Here is an 18,886-nt window from a genome sequence, read left to right on the forward strand (position 1 = left end):
TGACCTTGGGAAAGCTTTAATTTTATTGATAGTAATAGGCTTAGCCTCGAAAATTGCAAAGCTGTGTGCTAACATTTAGAATTCTTACAGCATTGAGTAGCGTCCGATGTAGTACGACTCTCAATTCTTACCACTACCCATCCAACATTAATGGTTTTTAAAATATGAAAGGCTGCGTGCGAGGCCTAACGCGTTTAGCTCTACCAATGCGGTCTATAGTGTTATAGTCAATCCAAAATAAAAGAAACATAACCCATATTATGAGATAGTTTAGGCATATCATTCTCCATCCAACCTTGACGCAGAGATTTAGCTTGTGCCCATTTCTTGTCGGTAGGGTTTAGATTAGAGTAGGACTATAGGGTGCTAGAAATAACAGAGGATGACTATGCCTATATCTTTTTTTTGCTAATATTCAATCTTTTCAAAGCATAGCCCATGCCTGATTTGCTACAGTTTAGACGCTGTGCTCACTCATACAGATAATCGTCTGGATATTGTTCCACGTCTTTAAATATTTTCATTAGATATACTGGTTGGCACTTTGTATCTGGTGGTTTGGATGCTAGAGTCTATGAGCCAGCGCTGTAGTATGCTTCTGCTAATACTATAGAACACACAAGCTTACTGAATACTTATATCTTGCTGTTTGAAGTTTTTTAATAGCTTGATTACGAAAGTCTCCTGAATAGGTCATCGTTTTTATTTCGCTTTACTTGCTTTGAAAGTATGATACTATTTCTATTTTGGACTTATTGTATGACGCTACAGTTATTGGGTTTGTAACTTTATTAAATATCTGCTAATAAAAAGTATAATATTTATATCAATTTCGAGCTTCAGTTATGACTTATGCAAGAGGCTTAACGTAAAAATCCAGTCAGTAACTGAATTAACCTGTTTTAAGCAAGTTATTTTGTTTTTAGCATAGTTTGATTTTTATATAAAGAGTATTGTAAGCCAATTTATAAGTTGTTAATTATTAAAACACTGTGATTAAAAGTGTTGTGTATTTCAAATGTGGTTTCTAAAATTAAAGGTTGTTCAATGACTTATTTTATCAAGCGTAAGTTTAGAGATATTTCCCATACTAATATATTTTTTGGTCGACTCTATTCCTTACTTAATAACGTTAAAGCTAATTATTCAAGTGTTATTAGTGATGATCTATATGCAAAGATGAAGTATTATGATGCTACAAAACTTAAGTTAAATTTAAAAAATCCAATTACATTCAATGAGAAGTTATGGTGGTTAAAGATAAATTATAGAACACCTTTAATGACAAAGTGTAGTGATAAAGTTGAAGTACATAAATATTTAGATGAAATTGGTTTAGGTTGTTTATCTAATCCAATCAGAGGTGTTTATGATACTGCCGAAGATGTGCCATTTAGTGAAATGAATGGTAAGTTTTTTATAAAATGTAATCACGTTTCAGGTGTTAATGCATTTTTTGATTCAAAAAATGAAAGTAGTTTTAATAGAAAGCGCTTCAATAAAGAATTTAATAAAGCTTTAAAGGTAAATTATTACCATCAAACTAGAGAGTGGAATTATAAAAATATTGTACCTAAGATATTAGTAGAAGACTTTATTGAGAGTCAATCGACGCTACTAGATTATAGGTTTTTTTGTTTTCACGGTAAGGTTAAGTTGATATTTGTTGATACAGATACGGCATCAGAAGATGGTAAACATAATCCAAATTCTAAAAGAAACATATATGATGAACAATTTAATCTACAAGATTTCACAGTTGGTAGAGAGAACTTCGATGAAAGCTTAGTTGAAAAGCCTGATAATTTACAACTGATGATTGAATATGCTGAAAAAATAGCTAATCCATTTATTTTTTGCCGAGTAGATTTATATAATAATGAAGGTAAAATAAGTTTTGGTGAAATTACCTTTTACCCAAGTGGAGGTACACAGCAATTTAGCAATGAAGAAGCTGACCTCTTAGTATCAAGTTGGTTAGATATTAAATAAAAAATAGTTCATATTATCATTGATATAGTCAATCCTTACCACTGTAAACCTAATATCAATGGCGTATTAGAATATAAAGGACTACTACATCAGATCTCCAAGGCGCCAAGCTTTACGCATGCGTTCCTTACTGCTACCTATAACATTCATTGAGCGTTTTTAAAAATAAAGATAATTTAGATCACTTCCATTGATACTTTACACATTCACTGATTATGTGAATAAGATGTACGGCAATGTATTTTCTAAAGAGAGAATTAAGGGGCACTGCAAACTAATAATGTTAATCTGATTAGAACTTGGTTTTATTTTGAGTCTGCATCTGAGGTAGGATGGCGTTTTTAGGCTATTACAAGCAAAGCCAAAGCTTTTTTTGAGTTTTTAATTAATGAAGTTATTAGAGGGTAGTATTACTCCAGTACTTCAATTATTTTAGGTAATAAATTTAATGAGAGTTCTACTTACAGGTGGTGCAGGATCAGTCGTGCTATCAAATGTAATTCCTGAAGATGGTGTAGCTATTGGTGCTTTAAGTTCGATAATAAGAAATTATCGTGATTTTGGAGTTTATTGTGGCATACTAGCAAAAATAATTAAAGAGCAAAAAGTCTATTAAGGTTATAAAATATTTATTAAAGAACTGCTGTTTTGTGTCGAAGTCTAGTAAGTAATTATCGTACTCCATAACTATAATATTGAAGACTATAATAATTACTTACTCATACATTAATAGAAAATTATAAAATAATTAACTTAAAGAACGGTACGTACAATCTAATCGTGTTTTAAAAATTATAATATAAAAATGGAAATTTAAGAGAAAACATTGAAAAATCCTTCTCTAAAAAGAAATGCTATAGCTAATTATTTTGGCCAAGCATATGTAATGCTGATTGGTATAATTGTTACACCATTATATTTACAGCACTTGGGTGTAGAAGCTTATGGGTTAGTAGGTTTCTTTGCTTTGCTGCAAACTTGGATGAATCTGTTAGATATAGGCTTAACACCAACGTTAGGTCGACAAATTGCGCATGCACGTGGCAAAACGAAAGGCTTTGATGAATTTCGAAAGTTATTAAAAAGTTTCGAAATAATATTTTTCGGTTTAGCGCTAATTGCTATTTCCGGTGTTTATTTTGCTAGTACGTGGTTAGCTAATGATTGGATCAATGCTGAGCTACTCTCAACTGATGTGATAGCCTATTGTATCAAACTAATGGGTGTAATGATTGGCCTGCGCTGGTTTTCGGGCTTATATCGTAGCGGTATTAATGGTCTTGAAGACCAAGTTTGGCTAAACATTGCTAATATTCTTTTAATGACACTTAAGTTCGTTGGCGCTTTAATATTACTAATCTTTATTAGTAATGATATACAACACTTCTTTGAGTATCAGCTTGTTATTGGATCAATTGAGCTTGTTGTTGTAATGATGCGTTTTTATACGAAGCTACCGATATCCAAAGTACCTATTCATGTCATCTCATTTCATTGGGATAGTGTTAAATCTGTTGCACCTTTTGCGTTGGGCGTAGCTTATACAGCGGGTATCTGGATATTTGTCTCTCAAGTAGATAAATTAATTTTATCAGGTGTTCTAACTCTTGCAGAGTTCGGATACTTTAGTTTAGTCGTTATAATAGCATCCGCTATTAACGCCATTACTGGACCTATTAGTAATGCTATACAACCGCGTATGACCTATCTATTATCAGGTGGTTCAGAAGTAGATATGCTTGTCCTTTATCGTAATGCAACGCAGCTTGTGACTTGGGTATCAATGTCAGTCTCTATTATGGTTGCTTTTTTTGCGGAGCCATTAATTTATGCTTGGACAGGGAACAAAGAAGCAGCCAGTTGGTCAAAAGAAATACTTTTTTGGTTTGCTCTAGGTAATGGTATTTTAGCAATTATAGCTTTTCAATATTATTTGCAAATAGCACATGGTAAATTAAAACTACATATATTAGGTGCTACTCTTTCAGCAATTGTTGAAGTGCCAATTATAGTTTATGCTGCATTAAACTATGGAGCATTAGGTGCTGGTATTACATGGTTTATACTGAGAGTAGTTTGGGGACTGGTTTGGACGCCTATCGTACATCATTATTTCGCACCAGGTTTACATTGGAAGTGGTTATTTAATGATATATTGATTATCGTATTAGCTGTAACATTAATTGCATTGCTAATGCAGTATCTATATCCAGAAACGAATAACTTTTCTCGGCCAGTTATATTTCTTGTACTAATGATTATGGGAACGATAGTAATGGCAGTAAGTAGCTTGTCTTCAAGCTTTATTAGAGGGAATGTTAAAAATAAAATAAAAAGAAAGCGTACAAAAGCTATGAGTTAGCTAAAAGGTTGATATTTTTTAAGTTATAAGTAATTAGTCGTAATTTAATATATTTGTTTTTAATCTTAATACCGTAATTGGTTTTATTTTTTGTAGAAATGAATCAATAATAATTTATTTTATAAATTTAATTAATAGGTAGAATAATAGTGAACTTACTCAGCGAGTTTGAAATATTAGATAGAGTTAAAGCTGACTGGAGTAGCCCATCAGTTACATTCTTATGTACGACATATAATCAAAAGGATTACGTAGGTCAAACCATCGAAAGTTTTTTAGTACAAAAAACTTCATTTCCTTACCAAATTTTAATTCATGATGATAAATCTACAGATGGAACAAAAGAAGTTATTGAAGGTTATAGGTTAAAATATCCAAATATAATAAAATGTATTTACCAAGATGAGAATAAGTACAGTCAAGGAATATCACCTATACTAATTGCAGCAAAAGAATCTGATGGTGATTATATTGCTTTATGTGAAGGAGATGATTATTGGATTAATGAAGATAAGATCGAAAATCAATTCAACTTGATGATGAGTGATAAATCTATATCTATGGTTGTAGCTCCTGGTGAGCGATTGCGTGATGGTGAGCTATTATCCGATCTACATTGTTATTACGGCCCTAATGAAAAGAGTGTAACAGCTCAAGATATTTTGAATGTTCCAGGTATGTTTGCACCGACCCATTCATATATGGTGAAGAAATCTTATCTCATCAATGCTGAAGAAGCGTTTATCGGTGCACCTGTAAGTGATACATTTATCGAGTTATATTGCGCTGTTTTTGGAAAATTCGTTTATTCTCCTGAAGTAGGCTCAGTCTATCGGCTTGCAGCAAAAAACTCTTGGTCTGAAACAATGGCTAGTAATAAAATTGATAATCAATTAAAGTTTATAGCTTCCATGCGGCAAACAATAGAAAAATCAAGAAAAATTAAAGGCTTTGAGGATTTAGATTGGTCTGTAAAGTTGTCTGCTATGTATTATACACTTGCTTTGTATTATCTTAAAGAAAAAGAGTTTAATAGTTTTAGTAAAGCAATTGAAAAAAGCTATAATTATGCATTTATCTTTAAGCAACAGAAAATGCTTTTTTATTTAAAAGACCATATGCACTTAATATATGATTCATTTTATCCTGTATTATTACTTAGGCGTAAACTAAAAGTAGTTTTAAAACGCTCATGATCCCAATAGGGATTACGGAGATGAAAGTTTAATACTGATAGCAGTTACAGTCTGTATTGGCATTTTTTATAGTCAGCTACTAGCTTAGTCAATCTCATCAGTACTCAGTAAGAAAAGACTTTGGTTACGATTGACTACGTTAGTGATGTCAATTGATTGATTATCTACGTCTGGTATAAAAAATACTCGATATAAATTTGGAAGCTATATCCTCGATTGTGACGTACCATCCAAGCTTTAGTATTTCGAAGTGAATCGATCAGTTAGAGTCACTAATCGAGCTACCTCCCCTATAGAATGTGTCAATATCATACAGATGCATTATCTAAGACAATAAGTACTAATCACCGCTAAACTTTAAACAATAAAGCTAACAGACATTTGAGTATGTATGAGTTATAGCTTACTACTTATTAAGTTTGGCCTTAATGAGAGATTTAAAAGGAACTTATCAACTTAACAAGTCTTTTTTTATAGAGTCAGACCTTTAAGTTATTGCATTAGTTACTGTCATATCCGGCATTGGTGGCAGCAGATCTAAACTAGTCAGTCCAAAAGCGTCTAAGAACTGAGGAGTGGTGTGCAATAATGCCGGACGACCTAAAGTATCTTTATGGCCATTTTCTATAATCCAGCCTTTATCAAAAAGCTGTCGTAAGATGTTACTCGATAAGGTTACACCGCGTACATACTCGATGTCACTACGGGTTACTGGCTGCTTATAGGCAATGACGCTTAAGGTCTCTAGTAGTGCTTGGCTGAGCCGCTCTTGGCGCTGGGGAAATACGCGCTGAATGAGCGCGCTATAGCCATCAGCGATTTGTAGGCGGTAGCCGCTGGCCGTTTCAGTAAGGCTCAATACACCAGCCTCTAAACGTTCTTGAAGTTGATCCAGTGCCAGTTGCAGCTCTTTATTAGATAGTGACAAATATTTTTTTAGAGCATTTGCAGTAAGCGGCGCTTCTGAGGTGTGAAGGAGTACTTCGATATACTTGCTAATCGTTTCGTACTTATTGATATCTTTGTCTTGTTGATTTAGAACTGCTGAGACTTTCTGCTTATCATTATCCGTTGTAGCATCACTAGATATTGTCATTACTATACTGCTCTTTAAAAAAGGTTTGGTAGAAAGGATGCTTTGAAGAAGTTGCGATGGTCTTTAAATGCGCTCTAGGTTATCCACTGTAAGGTTAATGGATTAAGATTAGTAGCTTCTTCTTCAGCTTTTTGATTAGTATTATCTTTAGTTAATTTCTTATCGGCTAAGCCAGTATTGACTACTTCTATCATCTGGCTTTTTATCAGCTCTAACACCGCCACGAAGCTAACCACTGCTCCTATTCTACCCTGTCTTTTATCAAGCAACTCATAAAATAAACATGCGCCATTTATACTTAGCTGACGACTAATACTCACAATCCGATCAGCCAGCGGTACAGCGTCGACCTTAATGGTATGCATTTGATAATTTGGTATGAGTTGCATTTTAAATAGGCTATCAATCAATAAGGTCGGTGAGTAACTGGGTAGCTCTGTGCGCATAATATCTTGATTGGGCATGCTAACCATCGCTAAGAATACATCGCGTTCAAGACGGAGGAGAGTGTCCAAACGCTGGCTCGCCTCTTTAATTTGTGCGTATGCTTCTAAGCGATCAATCAACTCAGCCTTTGGGTCACACTCATCAGTAGGAGTTTGCGGAGTGGGCAGTAACAGCTCAGTTTTGATAGCAATCAAGGTTGATGCCATTAATAGGTAATCACCTGCTAATTCAAAATGCTCAGTATCTAACTCATTGATATAAGCTAAATACTGTTCAGTGATAGGCAGTATAGGCATTTGAGTCAAATCAACGTTGTTCTTCTTGACCAAATATAATAAAAAATCTAGTGGTCCTACAAATTGCTCGAGCCAAATAGCAAACGCTTGTGGTGGTACATACAAGTCTTCCGGCAGGTGCTGTACCGGTGTCTGATAGATACGCAGTGCTACAGTATTGTGGGGATTGGCGATATCATAAACATCGGCAGTAATAGATGTATGGCCGCGATCAGGTACGCTTTCAAAGCTCAGGCTATTACTTAAGTTTAGCAAGTGGGCGTATACCAATAGCACGGCGCGTTTTATCTAATTGCTTACGGCTATGGCGTCGTGCTTTGTCTGCGCCCATTTGTAAAATTTCTTCCAGCTCTCTTGGATTGGCCATCAACTCTTGATAGCGGGCACGGAACGGGGCAATCTCACTATCTATTTTATCAAACAGCGCTTGCTTGGCATCGCCCCAACCAATACCTGCTGCGAATTGTGTGCGCATAGCTGCAATTTCTTCAGGAGTGGCAAAGGCTTTATAAATCTCAAATATAGCGGAGTCATCAGGGTTTTTTGGTTCGGCAGGTAGCTGTGAGTTGGTGACGATTTTCATAATGGCTTTATGCATCTGTTTTTCGGCACTTACTTGCGGATTACCATCACCAAATAGCGGTATAGTATTGCCGTAACTTTTACTCATCTTACGACCATCAAGACCCTTTAATAATGGTGTGTCATCATCAACCACCGAGCTAGGTTCAGTAAATAGTGGCTTGTATCTAAAGTTAAATGTACGAGCAATATCGCGCGCCATTTCGATATGTTGTATTTGATCGTGACCAACAGGTACGTGAGTAGCGTTAAACATTAAAATATCAGCTGCCATCAAAACAGGGTAGTCAAATAATCCCATACTAATACCATCATCAAACTCATTATAGTTGATATCTTCTAAGTTTTTTATTTCCATATCGCCATGCATTTCTTTAGCTACTTTTGACGTTTCTTTATTCGCATCAACAGCAGCCTTATAAGCATGGGCACGGTTCATCAGACCTTTTGCACATGAACAATTCAAAATCCAAGCCAGCTCTGGTATTTCAGGCACATCCGATTGACGATAAAAGGTCACGCGCTCTGGGTCAAGACCACAGGCAATCCAAGTCGCCGCAATTGATTTGGTAGATTCATGAATAATCGCAGGATCATAGCAACCGATAATGCCGTGATAATCCGCTAAGAAGAAAAATGCTTCATCATCACTGTCTTGGATAGACTCAATCGCTGGGCGAATGGCGCCAACATAGTTCCCCAAATGTAGAGTACCAGTTGGTTTAATACCCGTTAAAATACGTTTGGCTACTGTCTGTTGGGTATTTGAAGGGTTTACACTGTCATTATTATTCATGAAAAATCCGTAGATATTTTTATTAAGGTGTCATTAATGGGGTTAAAGACTACTAAAGAAGTATAGCAAATTTCCATCACATCTCATATTACTTAGCTTATATTACTTGTAGATGTCAGTACGACCATTAGGGCCATTTTTGAAACGACGATGGAACCACATCCACTGAGTAGGGTCAATACGAATGAGACCCTCTAGAATCTCGTTGACGCGCGTGGCATCAGCGACCTCATCGTGACTAGGATAGTTGTCTAACTGGGGCGTAATGGTCAGATGATAATGCGGACGTTTTCCACTAGGTAAGCTATCAGGGGTTTGTCGATAAGTATGCAGAGCCATAACGGCTGGCGGATGCGCTTTATCTCCGAGCTTAGCCAGTCGTCTTGGTGCAGTAATCGTTGCGGCTGGCACGCCAAAAAAGGGCGCCATCACCCCTTGTTTAAGGCCATAATCCTGATCTGGTGAGTACCAGATAACGTGCCCGTCTTTAATGGCGCTTACCAAACTGCGCATGTCACGGCTAGAGATTTGTTTGCCAAAGATAGCATTGCGGCCGTTATAAACGAGCCAATCCAAGAATGCATTATTCTGTGGTCGATACATACAATCCATCGGAAAAAATTGCGTGCACAGCATACCGCCTAAGTCTAGCATCGTATAATGCGCGCCCAATAGAATAACTGCCCGACCATCATTTTGTGCATTAATGACATGCTGTAATCCAGAGATAGAAACAGTACGAGTAAAGATGTTCGGACGGAACCAGGTACATAACGTCTCAAATACCCCGATACCTTGATTGACAAAAACTTGCTTGGCCATCAGCTCGCGTTCGACCTCAGGCTTCTCAGGAAATGCCAATCTAAGGTTGGTCAAGGTATCGCGCCGCCGCGAGCTCGCCAGCTTATAGAGTGTAATACCTAATTTACGCCCTAGCCAAAACTGCCAGCGCAATGGCAAATAAATCATGGGCAAAATCATGGCAAGAAGCAGCCATATACCCCAATATTTTGGCAATAAAAATCGCCCCTCGAACGGCTTTCTAGCGGCCTGTTCGGTATGTTTATGGGTTTGCTTTATGGTGGGTGTACCGACCGGTATAGCAGGCGACTTAGCAAGCTTGCTATTATTTGGCGCAGGCGTGACGGTCTTTGAGGAAGTTTTACTGGGATCGAACTGTTCGGGCGCTTTCATGATATCGATACTAAGGCTGAAAAGTTATGATAATGATGAGGGAGCGGGGACAGCTTTGCAAGTGAGTTTTTCACAAAGGTTTTGAGTAATATTAGCAGTTATTGGCTCAGCTAGTAAGAGCGGCAAAAACTTTATCCAAAATGCAGATATAAAAAAGCCTTATAAGCTGCTTACAGCTTATAAGGCTTTGCAAATCTATTTTCCTATTATTGTACTGCTTATATAAAAGCAGGGGCAATAATAACCAACAGATAGGAGATAGCTTTGATTAACGTTCTGAAGATTAACGTTTTGAGAATTGTGGACGTTTACGTGCTTTACGTAGGCCCAATTTCTTACGTTCAACTTGACGCGAGTCACGAGTAACAAACCCAGCTGCTTTTAGAGAAGGTTTATTAGTGTCATCAAGCTCAATCAATGCACGAGTAATACCGTGACGGATTGCGCCCGCTTGGCCACTCATACCACCGCCTTTCACGGTGATATAAATGTCATAAGCGCTACCAGATTCAAGTAACTCTAGCGGCTGGCGAACAACCATACGTGAGGTTTCGCGGCTAAAATATTCATCAAGTGGTTTACCGTTAACAACGATGCTACCAGTACCTTTAGCTAAAAAGACACGAGCGGTAGAGGTCTTGCGGCGACCAGTTCCGTAATTGCGTTCCATAAGTTTATCCTTAGATGTCTAGTTCTTTAGGTTGCTGAGCTTCATGTGGATGATCGGTACCCGCATATAGTTTCAGCTTTTTGATCATCGCATAGCCAAGAGGACCTTTTGGAAGCATACCCTTAACCGCTTTATGTAGAACATCTTCAGGCTTACGTGCAAGCAGCTTAGTGAAGTTGGTTTCTTTGATACCACCTGGATAGCCACTGTGGCGATAGTATTTTTTATCTTGCGCTTTTTTACCCGTTACCGTGATTTTTTCAGCATTGATGACAACAATGAAGTCACCAGTGTCAACGTGCGGGGTATAACAAGTCTTATGCTTGCCACGTAAGCGGCTAGCAATTTCAGTAGCTAAGCGACCAAGGGTTTTGCCGTCAGCATCTACGACATACCAGTCATGGGTCACTTCAGCTGGTTTTGCACTAAGTGTTTTCATGATAAAACCTTAAATTTAAAATTCGTTGAGAGTTCATCTGGGAACGGGGCTCTCAAAAAACAGACTGCACATTATAAGCAGTAGCGCTTACGCTTGCAAGCTGCATTGTTGTTTATTTTCGCCTGCTAATCATTAAATCCTAACGTTTTGCAGGGTTTTAAGTGTTTTTTGATATAAGCTGTCTGATTATGACGATGACAGTCTATAAAGTCCAGCAACAACTTGCCCCACTTTGGTATGCTTTAGGCAATCAAAACCGGTTAACCCTTGAGCGGTCAACGTCGTGCGTAAAGAGAGAGCCAATTCATCCAGTTGTATAGTCAAATCTTTATCGGCTTCTAAATAAATCAGCGTTCCTGCCGTTATTAACTCTTGAGTAATCAAAGCTGTTAAAATCGGCTGCCATAAATTATCAGCATAAGGGGGATCGATGAAGACAATGTTGAAAGAGGTATTGATTATATGGTTTTGGGTTAACACTTGCTCAGCGGCACCATGCATAATTTGATAGCTATCGGCAATAAGGCGTAGTTGCTGAGCGCTTTGTGTGAGCATTTGGCTTTGCGCACGATTGGTTTCGATAAAGGTGCAATAAGCCGCACCGCGTGATAGGGCCTCAAAGCCTAACACTCCACTACCAGCACAGCTATCAAGTACACGCGCACCATGAGTATCCGCTAGTAGCCAATTAAATAAAGTCTCACGCAATCGATCTGGCGTTGGACGTAAGCCGTCGGCATCGATGAAAGTAATGTTACGACGTTTAAACTGTCCACCGATAATACGGACATTACCGGCAGCTGTATTTTTATTATTATGATTTGTTTTAAGTTTGGATTTAGGTTTTGGTGATGCAGATGTTTTTTTCATAGTATTAATAATATCTTTATTTTGTCTTGGCAGTGGCGGTCAACTCAGCCTCTGCCTTTTCTTTGAGCGCATCTTGTTGATCACGTATGGCATCACGTTCAGCTTTATCTTGTACTTTTTGATTTTTAATGGCTTTAAGCTCATCGGCACTCGGCGGTAAAATAGGGTCGTTGTTACGCTGTAGCACCCAATAATCAAATAAGGCACGACCAATGGGAGCCGCGACAACGCTACCACCACCGCCATTTTCAACCAAGACTGATAGCGCAATTTGCGGGTTGTCGACGGGTGCAAAGCCATTGAACCACGCGTGATCCCAATGGCGTTTATCGAGTGCCGCTTTATTATAGCTTTTGCCTTGTGCAATAGACTTTACCTGTGCCGTACCTGTCTTACCTGCAATACGGTAATCGGAGGTGTATATACGGCGACCGGTACCTTGTTTAATCACATTTTCCATTGTATCTTGCATGCGTGTCCAGTCAGACTCTTCTCCATTGTAAGCGATTTTACCGTCCGGCTTTCTAATAATGGCCACTTCTGCGGCACCATTACTGCTCTTCAACAGATGCGGGGTAATGTGATAGCCTTTATTCGCAGTGATAGCAGTGGCTTTAGCAATTTGTAGGGGCGTGGCTAAGAAATAGCCTTGACCAATACTGACGGAGATGGTTTCACCTGGCAGCCACTCCGTACCGTAGCTATCCTTCTTCCATTTCGGTGAGGGCATAATACCAGCTTTCTCATTAGGCAAATCAATACCAGTTTTTGAACCAAAACCAAAGCGTACCATCCAGTCGTGCAGGCGCTGAATGCCCATCTCATACGCCAATTTATAATAATAAGTATCGACCGACATGACAATAGATTTTGTGAGATTGACCGTTCCATGACCTCCTTTTTTCCAATCACGAAACCGATGCGAATTACCTGGCAAACTAAAATAACCGGGGTCATAGATAGTGCTGTTCCAAGTGCGCAGGCCGTAATGCAAACCTCCTAACCCCTCAAATGGCTTTATGGTAGAGCCGGGTGGATACATGCCCTGTAAAGCGCGGTTATATAACGGCTGATCAAGATCTTCACGCAGCTCGCCATAGTCTCTAAAGGAGATTCCAGAGATGAAAGGATTGGGGTCATAGCTTGGGTTACTGACAAACGCCAGTACGTCGCCATTTTGAGGGTCTATCGCTACAATTGCTCCACGGCGACCAGCAAGCTGTTGCTGGGCTACCATCTGCAAGCCATAATCTAAGCTCAAGGTAATATCATTACCTGCAATTGGCGCCTTAGTATCCAACTGGCGCAATACATTACCATGAGCATCGGTTTCTACAGCTTTATGTCCCGGTTGTCCGAGTAGAATATCTTCATAAAAATCTTCAATACCGATTTTACCAATAAGGTCAGTGCCGGCATAACGATCTTTATCAATCAGCTTGGTTTCTTTATCATTAATACGTCCGACATAACCGATGACGTGCGCGAACAGCTCATCATAAGGGTAGGAACGGGTCAGCTTACTTTCAATAGTGACCCCATTGAAAAACGGCTGACGCTCACTAAACTGCGCTAACTGGGCGTCAGTGAGGTCGATTTTAATAGTTACCGGATCATTTTTTTTACTTTGGTGCAATCTTGCCAAAATATTGATGATGTCTTCATCTGTCAGCTCAAAAATAGGCGCAAGTAACGCTAGGGTATTCTCTGGGTTCTCTACGGTATCGGGATTGAGCATAGCGGTAAAAACAGGCTGATTGTCCGCTAGCAGTATGCCATTACGATCATAAATATAACCCCGACTCGGTGGCGTTGATATCAGTCTAATGCGGTTATTGTCTGCTTGCGCCTTATATTTATCATGGGCGTACAACTGCAGGTAGCCATAACGCAGCAGCAAAACGGCCAAACCTGCAAAGATAAGCAAGCCAAAGATAATAATCCGGTGCATGAAAATACGGTCGACTTGTTCGGCATCTGGGGTTAACGATCTATTCATGTAAAGTCAGTACCAAGGCGTGTGCCGTGTTTAAAATAATAAAAATAATCAGTTACGTTAGATTATAACAGAACAAATTTATAAGATAACATCCGTTAAAAGTGCTCGTCTTTGCTGTATTCAGCATAGTAATAGATTTTCAGATGATTATGGGTTTTTAATTGAAAAGTTAAGAGGGTGGTGATGGTTCGTAATTGATTGTCCACAACCATTAAAACCTGAGGTTTTACAGAGAAGGCTGTACCTACCACTTACAAGCGATCGTTAAAAAATACAATCAAATGCGTTACCTTCAGTCATTTATAACCGAGGGTAATATGTGCTAATAAATAGCAAGTATGCTAAAATTAGACGTTTTTATTTATTGCATTGATTATCGCTGAAAGCACGGTTTTATTAGAATCCAGAACAAACCAGCCGCCAAATGTCAATTGCGGATAGCTAATAACAGTATCAATAGCATTAGAACGATGATAACCGTTAAGGTAGGGGCATAAAGAGTCATGGTTGCAACTTCAATATGGCAGACACTCGCTGAGCATCCAGAATTTTTTGCCATGCTGACCATTCCACCAGTGACCGCGTTTGTAACGTGGGTACATGTGTGGATGGCACTAAAAATGCTATTTTATCCGATTAAGTTTCGGGGTATTCGCATTCCAGGTTTTCCATTTTTTGGGCTACCGGGTATTGGCTGGCAAGGTATCGTTCCGCGTAAAGCTGGCAAGATAGCGGGCGTTATCGTTGATCAGACGCTCTCAAAACTGGGTTCGCTTGATGAGTTTTTTCAAGCGATGGAACCTGAGCAGATGGCGGATTTTATCACTGAAACTGTTGATAAGAACCTTGAGGCGCTGATTGATGAGATTATGCTTGAGCGCTCAGAGACGCTTTGGAATAACATTCCTTATGCTGTAAAGCGCCGGATATATAGCCAAGCGCATCAAGAGTTGCCCGGTATCATGCAGTCACTGGTAACTGATTTGACTTACCATGTCGAAGACTTGGTTGATATGCGGCAGATGATTGTCAATAAGATGGAAAGTGATCGGCGCTTGATGGTTAATATGTTCCTAAAAGTTGGTCAAACAGAGATTGATTTTATTTGGCATATTAGTGCCTTGATTGGACTCATTTTCGGTTTTATCCAGATGTTCATCTTTTTGGTGGTGCCAGCCCATTGGACGGTGCCGTTCTTTGCTGCAGTTTGGGGCTTACTCACTAACTGGATTGCGATTTGGATGGTGTTTAACCCAGTTGAGCCGCGCTTTATCCCGTATTTGAAGTTTTTTGCACGTCGTAGTGGTTTCCCTTTTATTAACTTGCAACTGCCGCATATGGCGCAATTTCGCTGGCAAGGTGGCTTTATGAAACGCCAAGAAGAAGTTTCAGTGGTGTTTGCTGAAATTGTTGTTAATGATTTGGTGACGCTTGAGAACATCATGAATGAGATGATGTATGGCGAGCGAGCGGCGCAAACCCGTGAGTTGATGAAATCGCACCTTTATCAAGTGCTAGAGTCACCTGTCGTCAGCACCACTTTACGTATGGGTCTCGGTCGCCGCGAGTTTGGTCAGCTAAAAAATACGATCATTGATAAATCGATTATGGCAACGATGGTGCCACTGCGCGATCCTGAGCTGAATGAGAGCCGGGCTAGTAAAATATTTGGGCTGTTCCGTGACCGTATCCGCGCGCTATCGCCTGATGAATTTCAAAACTTATTGCGTCCTGCGTTTCGTGAAGACGAGCTGACCCTGATTGTGCTGGGTGGTTTAACTGGATTTTTAGCAGGTTGGCTACATCTGATTTTAGTGTTTTTTCCAGCCATGCAATAAAGAGGTAAGCTGAAATTATAAACAGTCATTTTAGTGGCTGTTTAACCTATCGATTTGCAGATTAGCTAGTAGGTAAATCAACAGTCAGGCTATGGTATTAGTAGCATACAGGTCTTCTACACAGGCGATACAGCGTAGATACGTCTCTGTAATAAACTGACGGTAATGTACGTCAATGTAAATTAAGTAATAAACCGTATCAGTGATGAATATTAGTGACTCATATCGATTACTAAGAATAAGATACTGATAATAAAGAGAGCCACACCAATACTGGGCGTTTTAAAAAATCAAACAGCCCAGTCCGCAACTGTAACCGTATTAAGGTAAACAAGGTTAGACCGTATGTTAATCACAGAATTGGGTTATTTTGCCTTGCTTGCCGCCTTTGTGTTGGCGATTTTGCAAGTGGTATTACCGACCTTTGGCGTTATGCGTGACCAAATTGCATTGCAGCGTCTGGCGCCAAGTTTAGCTTGGGCGCAGTTTGCGGCAATGATTACCTCATTTGGTGCGTTGATGGCAGGCTTTTATTATAATGACTTTAGCTTAGTCTATGTCACTCAGCACTCCAACACTTTATTGCCTTGGTACTATAAGTTATCAGCAACATGGGGCGGGCACGAAGGTTCGCTGTTGTTATGGATGACTATCATGGCGACGTGGTGCGCGCTAGTCTCTTACTTTAGCCGTGGTCTGCCGCTGTCTATGCGCGCGCGGGTATTGATTATTTTAGCAGGTGTCCAGTTAATGATGCTGGCGATGTTGATTTTCACCTCGTCACCATTTGATCGCACTTTGCCAAATCTAGCCGTGGATGGAGCTGACCTTAACCCTGTGTTGCAGGATTTTGGTCTGATTATTCACCCGCCGATGCTATATATGGGTTATGTGGGCATGGTCGTACCGTTTGCCTTTTGTATGGCAGCATTATGGGCAGGGCGCTTGGATGCAGCTTGGGCTCGCTGGTCACGACCTTGGACGCTTGCGGCTTGGGGCTTTTTGACAGTGGGTATTTCGCTAGGTTCATGGTGGGCTTATTACGAGCTTGGCTGGGGTGGCTGGTGGTTCTGGGATCCAGTAGAGAACGCGTCATTAATGCCGTGGCTTGCTGGTACTGCACTACTGCATTCTTTAGCGGTCACCGAAAAACGTGGGGTATTTAAAGCTTGGACGATTATGCTGGCGATTTTCGCTTTTGCATTAAGTCTGCTTGGAACATTTTTGGTACGTTCTGGGGTTATCACCTCCGTACATTCATTTGCCGCCGATCCGACCCGTGGTCTGGTAATTTTAGTGATTCTGGGCATTATCGTTGGTGGCGGCTTGTTAATGTTCGCCGTTCGCGGTTGGCGCTTGACGGTCGAAAGTCAGTATCAACTGATTTCACGTGAGTCATTTCTAGTCATTAATAATGCCATTATTTTAATTGCCACCTTAGTGGTATTGCTAGGTACGCTCTATCCTATTATCGCTGACGCCTTCAATCTGGGTCAGGTATCGGTAGGTCCTCCTTATTTTAATGCGTTATTTGTCCCTTTGACTTGGCTGCTATTAGTAGCGATGGGTATGGGATCTAATATTCGCTGGAAGCAAGATAAGCGTCCGCTCTTGGGCGTTGGGATGGTCATTGCGGTCAGTAGTATTATACTGGGCGCAGTCATTGCCTACTTTGTTCATCCGTCCTCTATGCTCAATATTGGCGTGACCTTAGCGCTTAGCTTTTGGGTGCTGTTCTGGATGGTGGTTGATTTCAAAGACAAAACTAAAAATGCACCAAACTTCTTTAAAGGGTTGGGTCAATTGCGTTTGAGTTATTGGGGCATGCAAACCGCGCATATTGGCGTACTCATAGCAGTTATTGGGGTGGCCTTTACCAGCAGTTTGAGTATAGAGCGTGATGTAGCATTAGGTCTCGGTGATACCGTTCATGTGCAAGGGTATGATTTTGAAGTGAAGGACTTTCATGAAGTCAGAGGGAGTAACTTTGATGGCATGCAAGCACAAGTTGAAGTGACCAAAGACGGTCGCGCGGTAGCTACTTTATTCCCTGAAAAACGTACTTATGTCGTCAGCATGATGCCGATGACTGAGGCAGCTATTGATGCCAGTCTCATGCGCGATGTTTATGTGGCACTCGGTGAACCTATTGCTGAGGGTAGCAATCAATGGGCCGTGCGTATTTATGTTAAACCACTTATACGCTGGATTTGGTTGGGTACGCTTATTATGACCTTAGGCAGCTTACTGAGTATGTTTGACAAGCGCTATCGCATTAAAAAAGCGAAAAATTCACCGTTGCTTGCTGATACGCTTCCTAAAACAGAGTTGCCAGTCGTGTCCACAGGGGAGAAGTAAGATGACATCTCCTGATAATATGCCTAATGATAACCCTGCTCAGAATAACGATGAGAACCAAAAGCCTAGCCCTAAAAAGAAGAATAAAAAACAGCTTAAAATCTGGTTTTTGATTCCGCTTATCGTCTTTGCGGGGCTGATGATTATGCTATACATGCGCCTAGGTAAACCGGTAGAAATTGTGACCAATACGGCTCTTGAGCGACCAGTTCCTACTTTTGAGTTGCCTTTATTATCAGACACGACCCGTATGATGACCAATGATAATTTACCAAACCAGCCATTTTTAATGAACGTTTGGGGGTCTTGGTGCCCAACTTGTATCATTGAGCATCCCTTTTTAATGCAGTTATCCGAGCGCGGGGTTAATATCGTTGGGGTAAATTATAAAGATGATATTGGTAATGCGTTTAGCTATTTAAATCAGCGCGGCGATCCTTTTTCAATGTCTATTCAAGATTTATCGGGGCAGTTTGCGCTAGATTTGGGCTTAACGGGCGCACCTGAAACCTTTGTGGTTGATGGTGATCGTATCATTCGTCAGCATATTATTGGTGAGATTAATGAAGAAAATTGGCAAAATCGTATTACCCCTTGTTTGATGGTGCTTAATAAAGCCAATGAGAGCGGTGGTAGTCCAGATAAGCAACAAATTGCGGAGGTATGCCAATGAGTACCAAACAATTTATAGTCCCCGAAATGCAAGTTAATCGTGTGCCAACCAACGCGGTCTTAAAGTTGTTGAGCGTGA

General features: G+C 39.9%; 15 protein-coding genes. 7 read left to right on the forward strand and 8 right to left on the reverse strand.

The features are described from left to right. Positions 1–1,047: 1,047 nt before the first annotated feature. From ES754_RS00430 to ES754_RS00440, 4 genes are all read left to right on the forward strand, one after another. Positions 1,048–1,992, forward strand: a complete 945-nt coding sequence (locus ES754_RS00430) for an ATP-grasp fold amidoligase family protein (protein ID WP_147221045.1) — start codon at positions 1,048–1,050, stop codon at positions 1,990–1,992. Positions 1,993–2,440: 448 nt separating this feature from the next. Then, on the forward strand, positions 2,441–2,608 hold the full coding sequence (locus ES754_RS12055; protein WP_170231064.1) for a hypothetical protein: 168 nt from the start codon (positions 2,441–2,443) through the stop codon (positions 2,606–2,608). A gap of 210 nt (positions 2,609–2,818) precedes the next feature. Beyond that, entirely contained in the window at positions 2,819–4,354 is a 1,536-nt protein-coding gene (locus ES754_RS00435; protein ID WP_147221047.1) for a lipopolysaccharide biosynthesis protein, read from the forward strand. 149 nt (positions 4,355–4,503) lie between these two features. Continuing rightward, positions 4,504–5,550 (forward strand): glycosyltransferase, encoded by a 1,047-nt coding sequence (locus ES754_RS00440; protein WP_170231065.1) that lies wholly within the window; start codon positions 4,504–4,506, stop codon positions 5,548–5,550. A 487-nt stretch (positions 5,551–6,037) separates the two neighbouring features. Here the strand turns inward: ES754_RS00440 and scpB are convergent, their stop codons facing one another. The 8 genes from scpB to mrdA form a co-directional block, all read right to left on the reverse strand. Next, positions 6,038–6,646: an SMC-Scp complex subunit ScpB gene (gene scpB / locus ES754_RS00445; RefSeq protein WP_147221051.1), complete on the reverse strand. Its 609-nt coding sequence runs from the start codon at positions 6,644–6,646 to the stop codon at positions 6,038–6,040. A gap of 74 nt (positions 6,647–6,720) precedes the next feature. Next, on the reverse strand, positions 6,721–7,584 hold the full coding sequence (locus ES754_RS00450) for a segregation and condensation protein A (protein WP_147223147.1): 864 nt from the start codon (positions 7,582–7,584) through the stop codon (positions 6,721–6,723). 43 nt (positions 7,585–7,627) lie between these two features. After that, positions 7,628–8,767 (reverse strand): tryptophan--tRNA ligase, encoded by a 1,140-nt coding sequence (gene trpS, locus ES754_RS00455; RefSeq protein ID WP_147221053.1) that lies wholly within the window; start codon positions 8,765–8,767, stop codon positions 7,628–7,630. A 102-nt stretch (positions 8,768–8,869) separates the two neighbouring features. Continuing rightward, positions 8,870–9,961 carry an LpxL/LpxP family acyltransferase gene (locus tag ES754_RS00460; RefSeq protein WP_147221055.1) on the reverse strand — a complete coding sequence of 364 codons (1,092 nt, stop codon included), beginning with the start codon at positions 9,959–9,961 and terminating at the stop codon, positions 8,870–8,872. Positions 9,962–10,244: 283 nt separating this feature from the next. Continuing rightward, positions 10,245–10,631, reverse strand: coding sequence for a 30S ribosomal protein S9 (gene rpsI / locus ES754_RS00465; RefSeq protein WP_147221057.1), 387 nt, complete (start codon positions 10,629–10,631; stop codon positions 10,245–10,247). A 10-nt stretch (positions 10,632–10,641) separates the two neighbouring features. Next, complete coding sequence (rplM, locus tag ES754_RS00470; RefSeq protein WP_147221059.1) at positions 10,642–11,070, reverse strand: 50S ribosomal protein L13; 429 nt, start codon at positions 11,068–11,070, stop codon at positions 10,642–10,644. Between the two features lie 186 nt (positions 11,071–11,256). After that, a complete protein-coding gene (gene rsmD, locus ES754_RS00475) occupies positions 11,257–11,940 on the reverse strand; it encodes a 16S rRNA (guanine(966)-N(2))-methyltransferase RsmD (RefSeq protein WP_147221061.1) in 684 nt (227 codons plus the stop codon). 16 nt (positions 11,941–11,956) lie between these two features. After that, positions 11,957–13,939, reverse strand: a complete 1,983-nt coding sequence (gene mrdA / locus ES754_RS00480; RefSeq protein ID WP_147221063.1) for a penicillin-binding protein 2 — start codon at positions 13,937–13,939, stop codon at positions 11,957–11,959. Positions 13,940–14,442: 503 nt separating this feature from the next. Between mrdA and ES754_RS00485 the strand changes: the two genes are divergently transcribed. The 3 genes from ES754_RS00485 (at position 14,443) to ES754_RS00495 (ending at position 18,808) form a co-directional block, all read left to right on the forward strand. Continuing rightward, positions 14,443–15,777 carry a DUF445 domain-containing protein gene (locus ES754_RS00485; protein WP_147221065.1) on the forward strand — a complete coding sequence of 445 codons (1,335 nt, stop codon included), beginning with the start codon at positions 14,443–14,445 and terminating at the stop codon, positions 15,775–15,777. A 345-nt stretch (positions 15,778–16,122) separates the two neighbouring features. After that, a complete protein-coding gene (locus ES754_RS00490; protein WP_147221067.1) occupies positions 16,123–18,135 on the forward strand; it encodes a heme lyase CcmF/NrfE family subunit in 2,013 nt (670 codons plus the stop codon). Position 18,136: 1 nt separating this feature from the next. Further along, a complete protein-coding gene (locus tag ES754_RS00495; RefSeq protein ID WP_227677792.1) occupies positions 18,137–18,808 on the forward strand; it encodes a DsbE family thiol:disulfide interchange protein in 672 nt (223 codons plus the stop codon). The last annotated feature ends 78 nt before the right edge of the window (positions 18,809–18,886 follow it).

The sequence above is a fragment of the Psychrobacter frigidicola genome (genome assembly GCF_007997305.1).
Lineage (GTDB): Bacteria > Pseudomonadota > Gammaproteobacteria > Pseudomonadales > Moraxellaceae > Psychrobacter > Psychrobacter frigidicola.

Excerpts from the sequence above, each read along its gene's own strand:
- ES754_RS00490 (WP_147221067.1), top strand. The coding sequence starts at position 16,123 with ATGTTAATCACAGAATTGGGTTATTTTGCCTTGCTTGCCGCCTTTGTG.
- trpS (WP_147221053.1), bottom strand. The coding sequence starts at position 8,767 with ATGAATAATAATGACAGTGTAAACCCTTCAAATACCCAACAGACAGTA.
- rplM (WP_147221059.1), bottom strand. The coding sequence starts at position 11,070 with ATGAAAACACTTAGTGCAAAACCAGCTGAAGTGACCCATGACTGGTAT.
- ES754_RS00460 (WP_147221055.1), bottom strand. The coding sequence starts at position 9,961 with ATGAAAGCGCCCGAACAGTTCGATCCCAGTAAAACTTCCTCAAAGACC.
- ES754_RS00485 (WP_147221065.1), top strand. The coding sequence starts at position 14,443 with ATGGTTGCAACTTCAATATGGCAGACACTCGCTGAGCATCCAGAATTT.
- ES754_RS00430 (WP_147221045.1), top strand. The coding sequence starts at position 1,048 with ATGACTTATTTTATCAAGCGTAAGTTTAGAGATATTTCCCATACTAAT.
- ES754_RS00495 (WP_227677792.1), top strand. The coding sequence starts at position 18,137 with ATGACATCTCCTGATAATATGCCTAATGATAACCCTGCTCAGAATAAC.
- rpsI (WP_147221057.1), bottom strand. The coding sequence starts at position 10,631 with ATGGAACGCAATTACGGAACTGGTCGCCGCAAGACCTCTACCGCTCGT.
- rsmD (WP_147221061.1), bottom strand. The coding sequence starts at position 11,940 with ATGAAAAAAACATCTGCATCACCAAAACCTAAATCCAAACTTAAAACA.
- mrdA (WP_147221063.1), bottom strand. The coding sequence starts at position 13,939 with ATGAATAGATCGTTAACCCCAGATGCCGAACAAGTCGACCGTATTTTC.
- ES754_RS12055 (WP_170231064.1), top strand. The coding sequence starts at position 2,441 with ATGAGAGTTCTACTTACAGGTGGTGCAGGATCAGTCGTGCTATCAAAT.
- scpB (WP_147221051.1), bottom strand. The coding sequence starts at position 6,646 with ATGACAATATCTAGTGATGCTACAACGGATAATGATAAGCAGAAAGTC.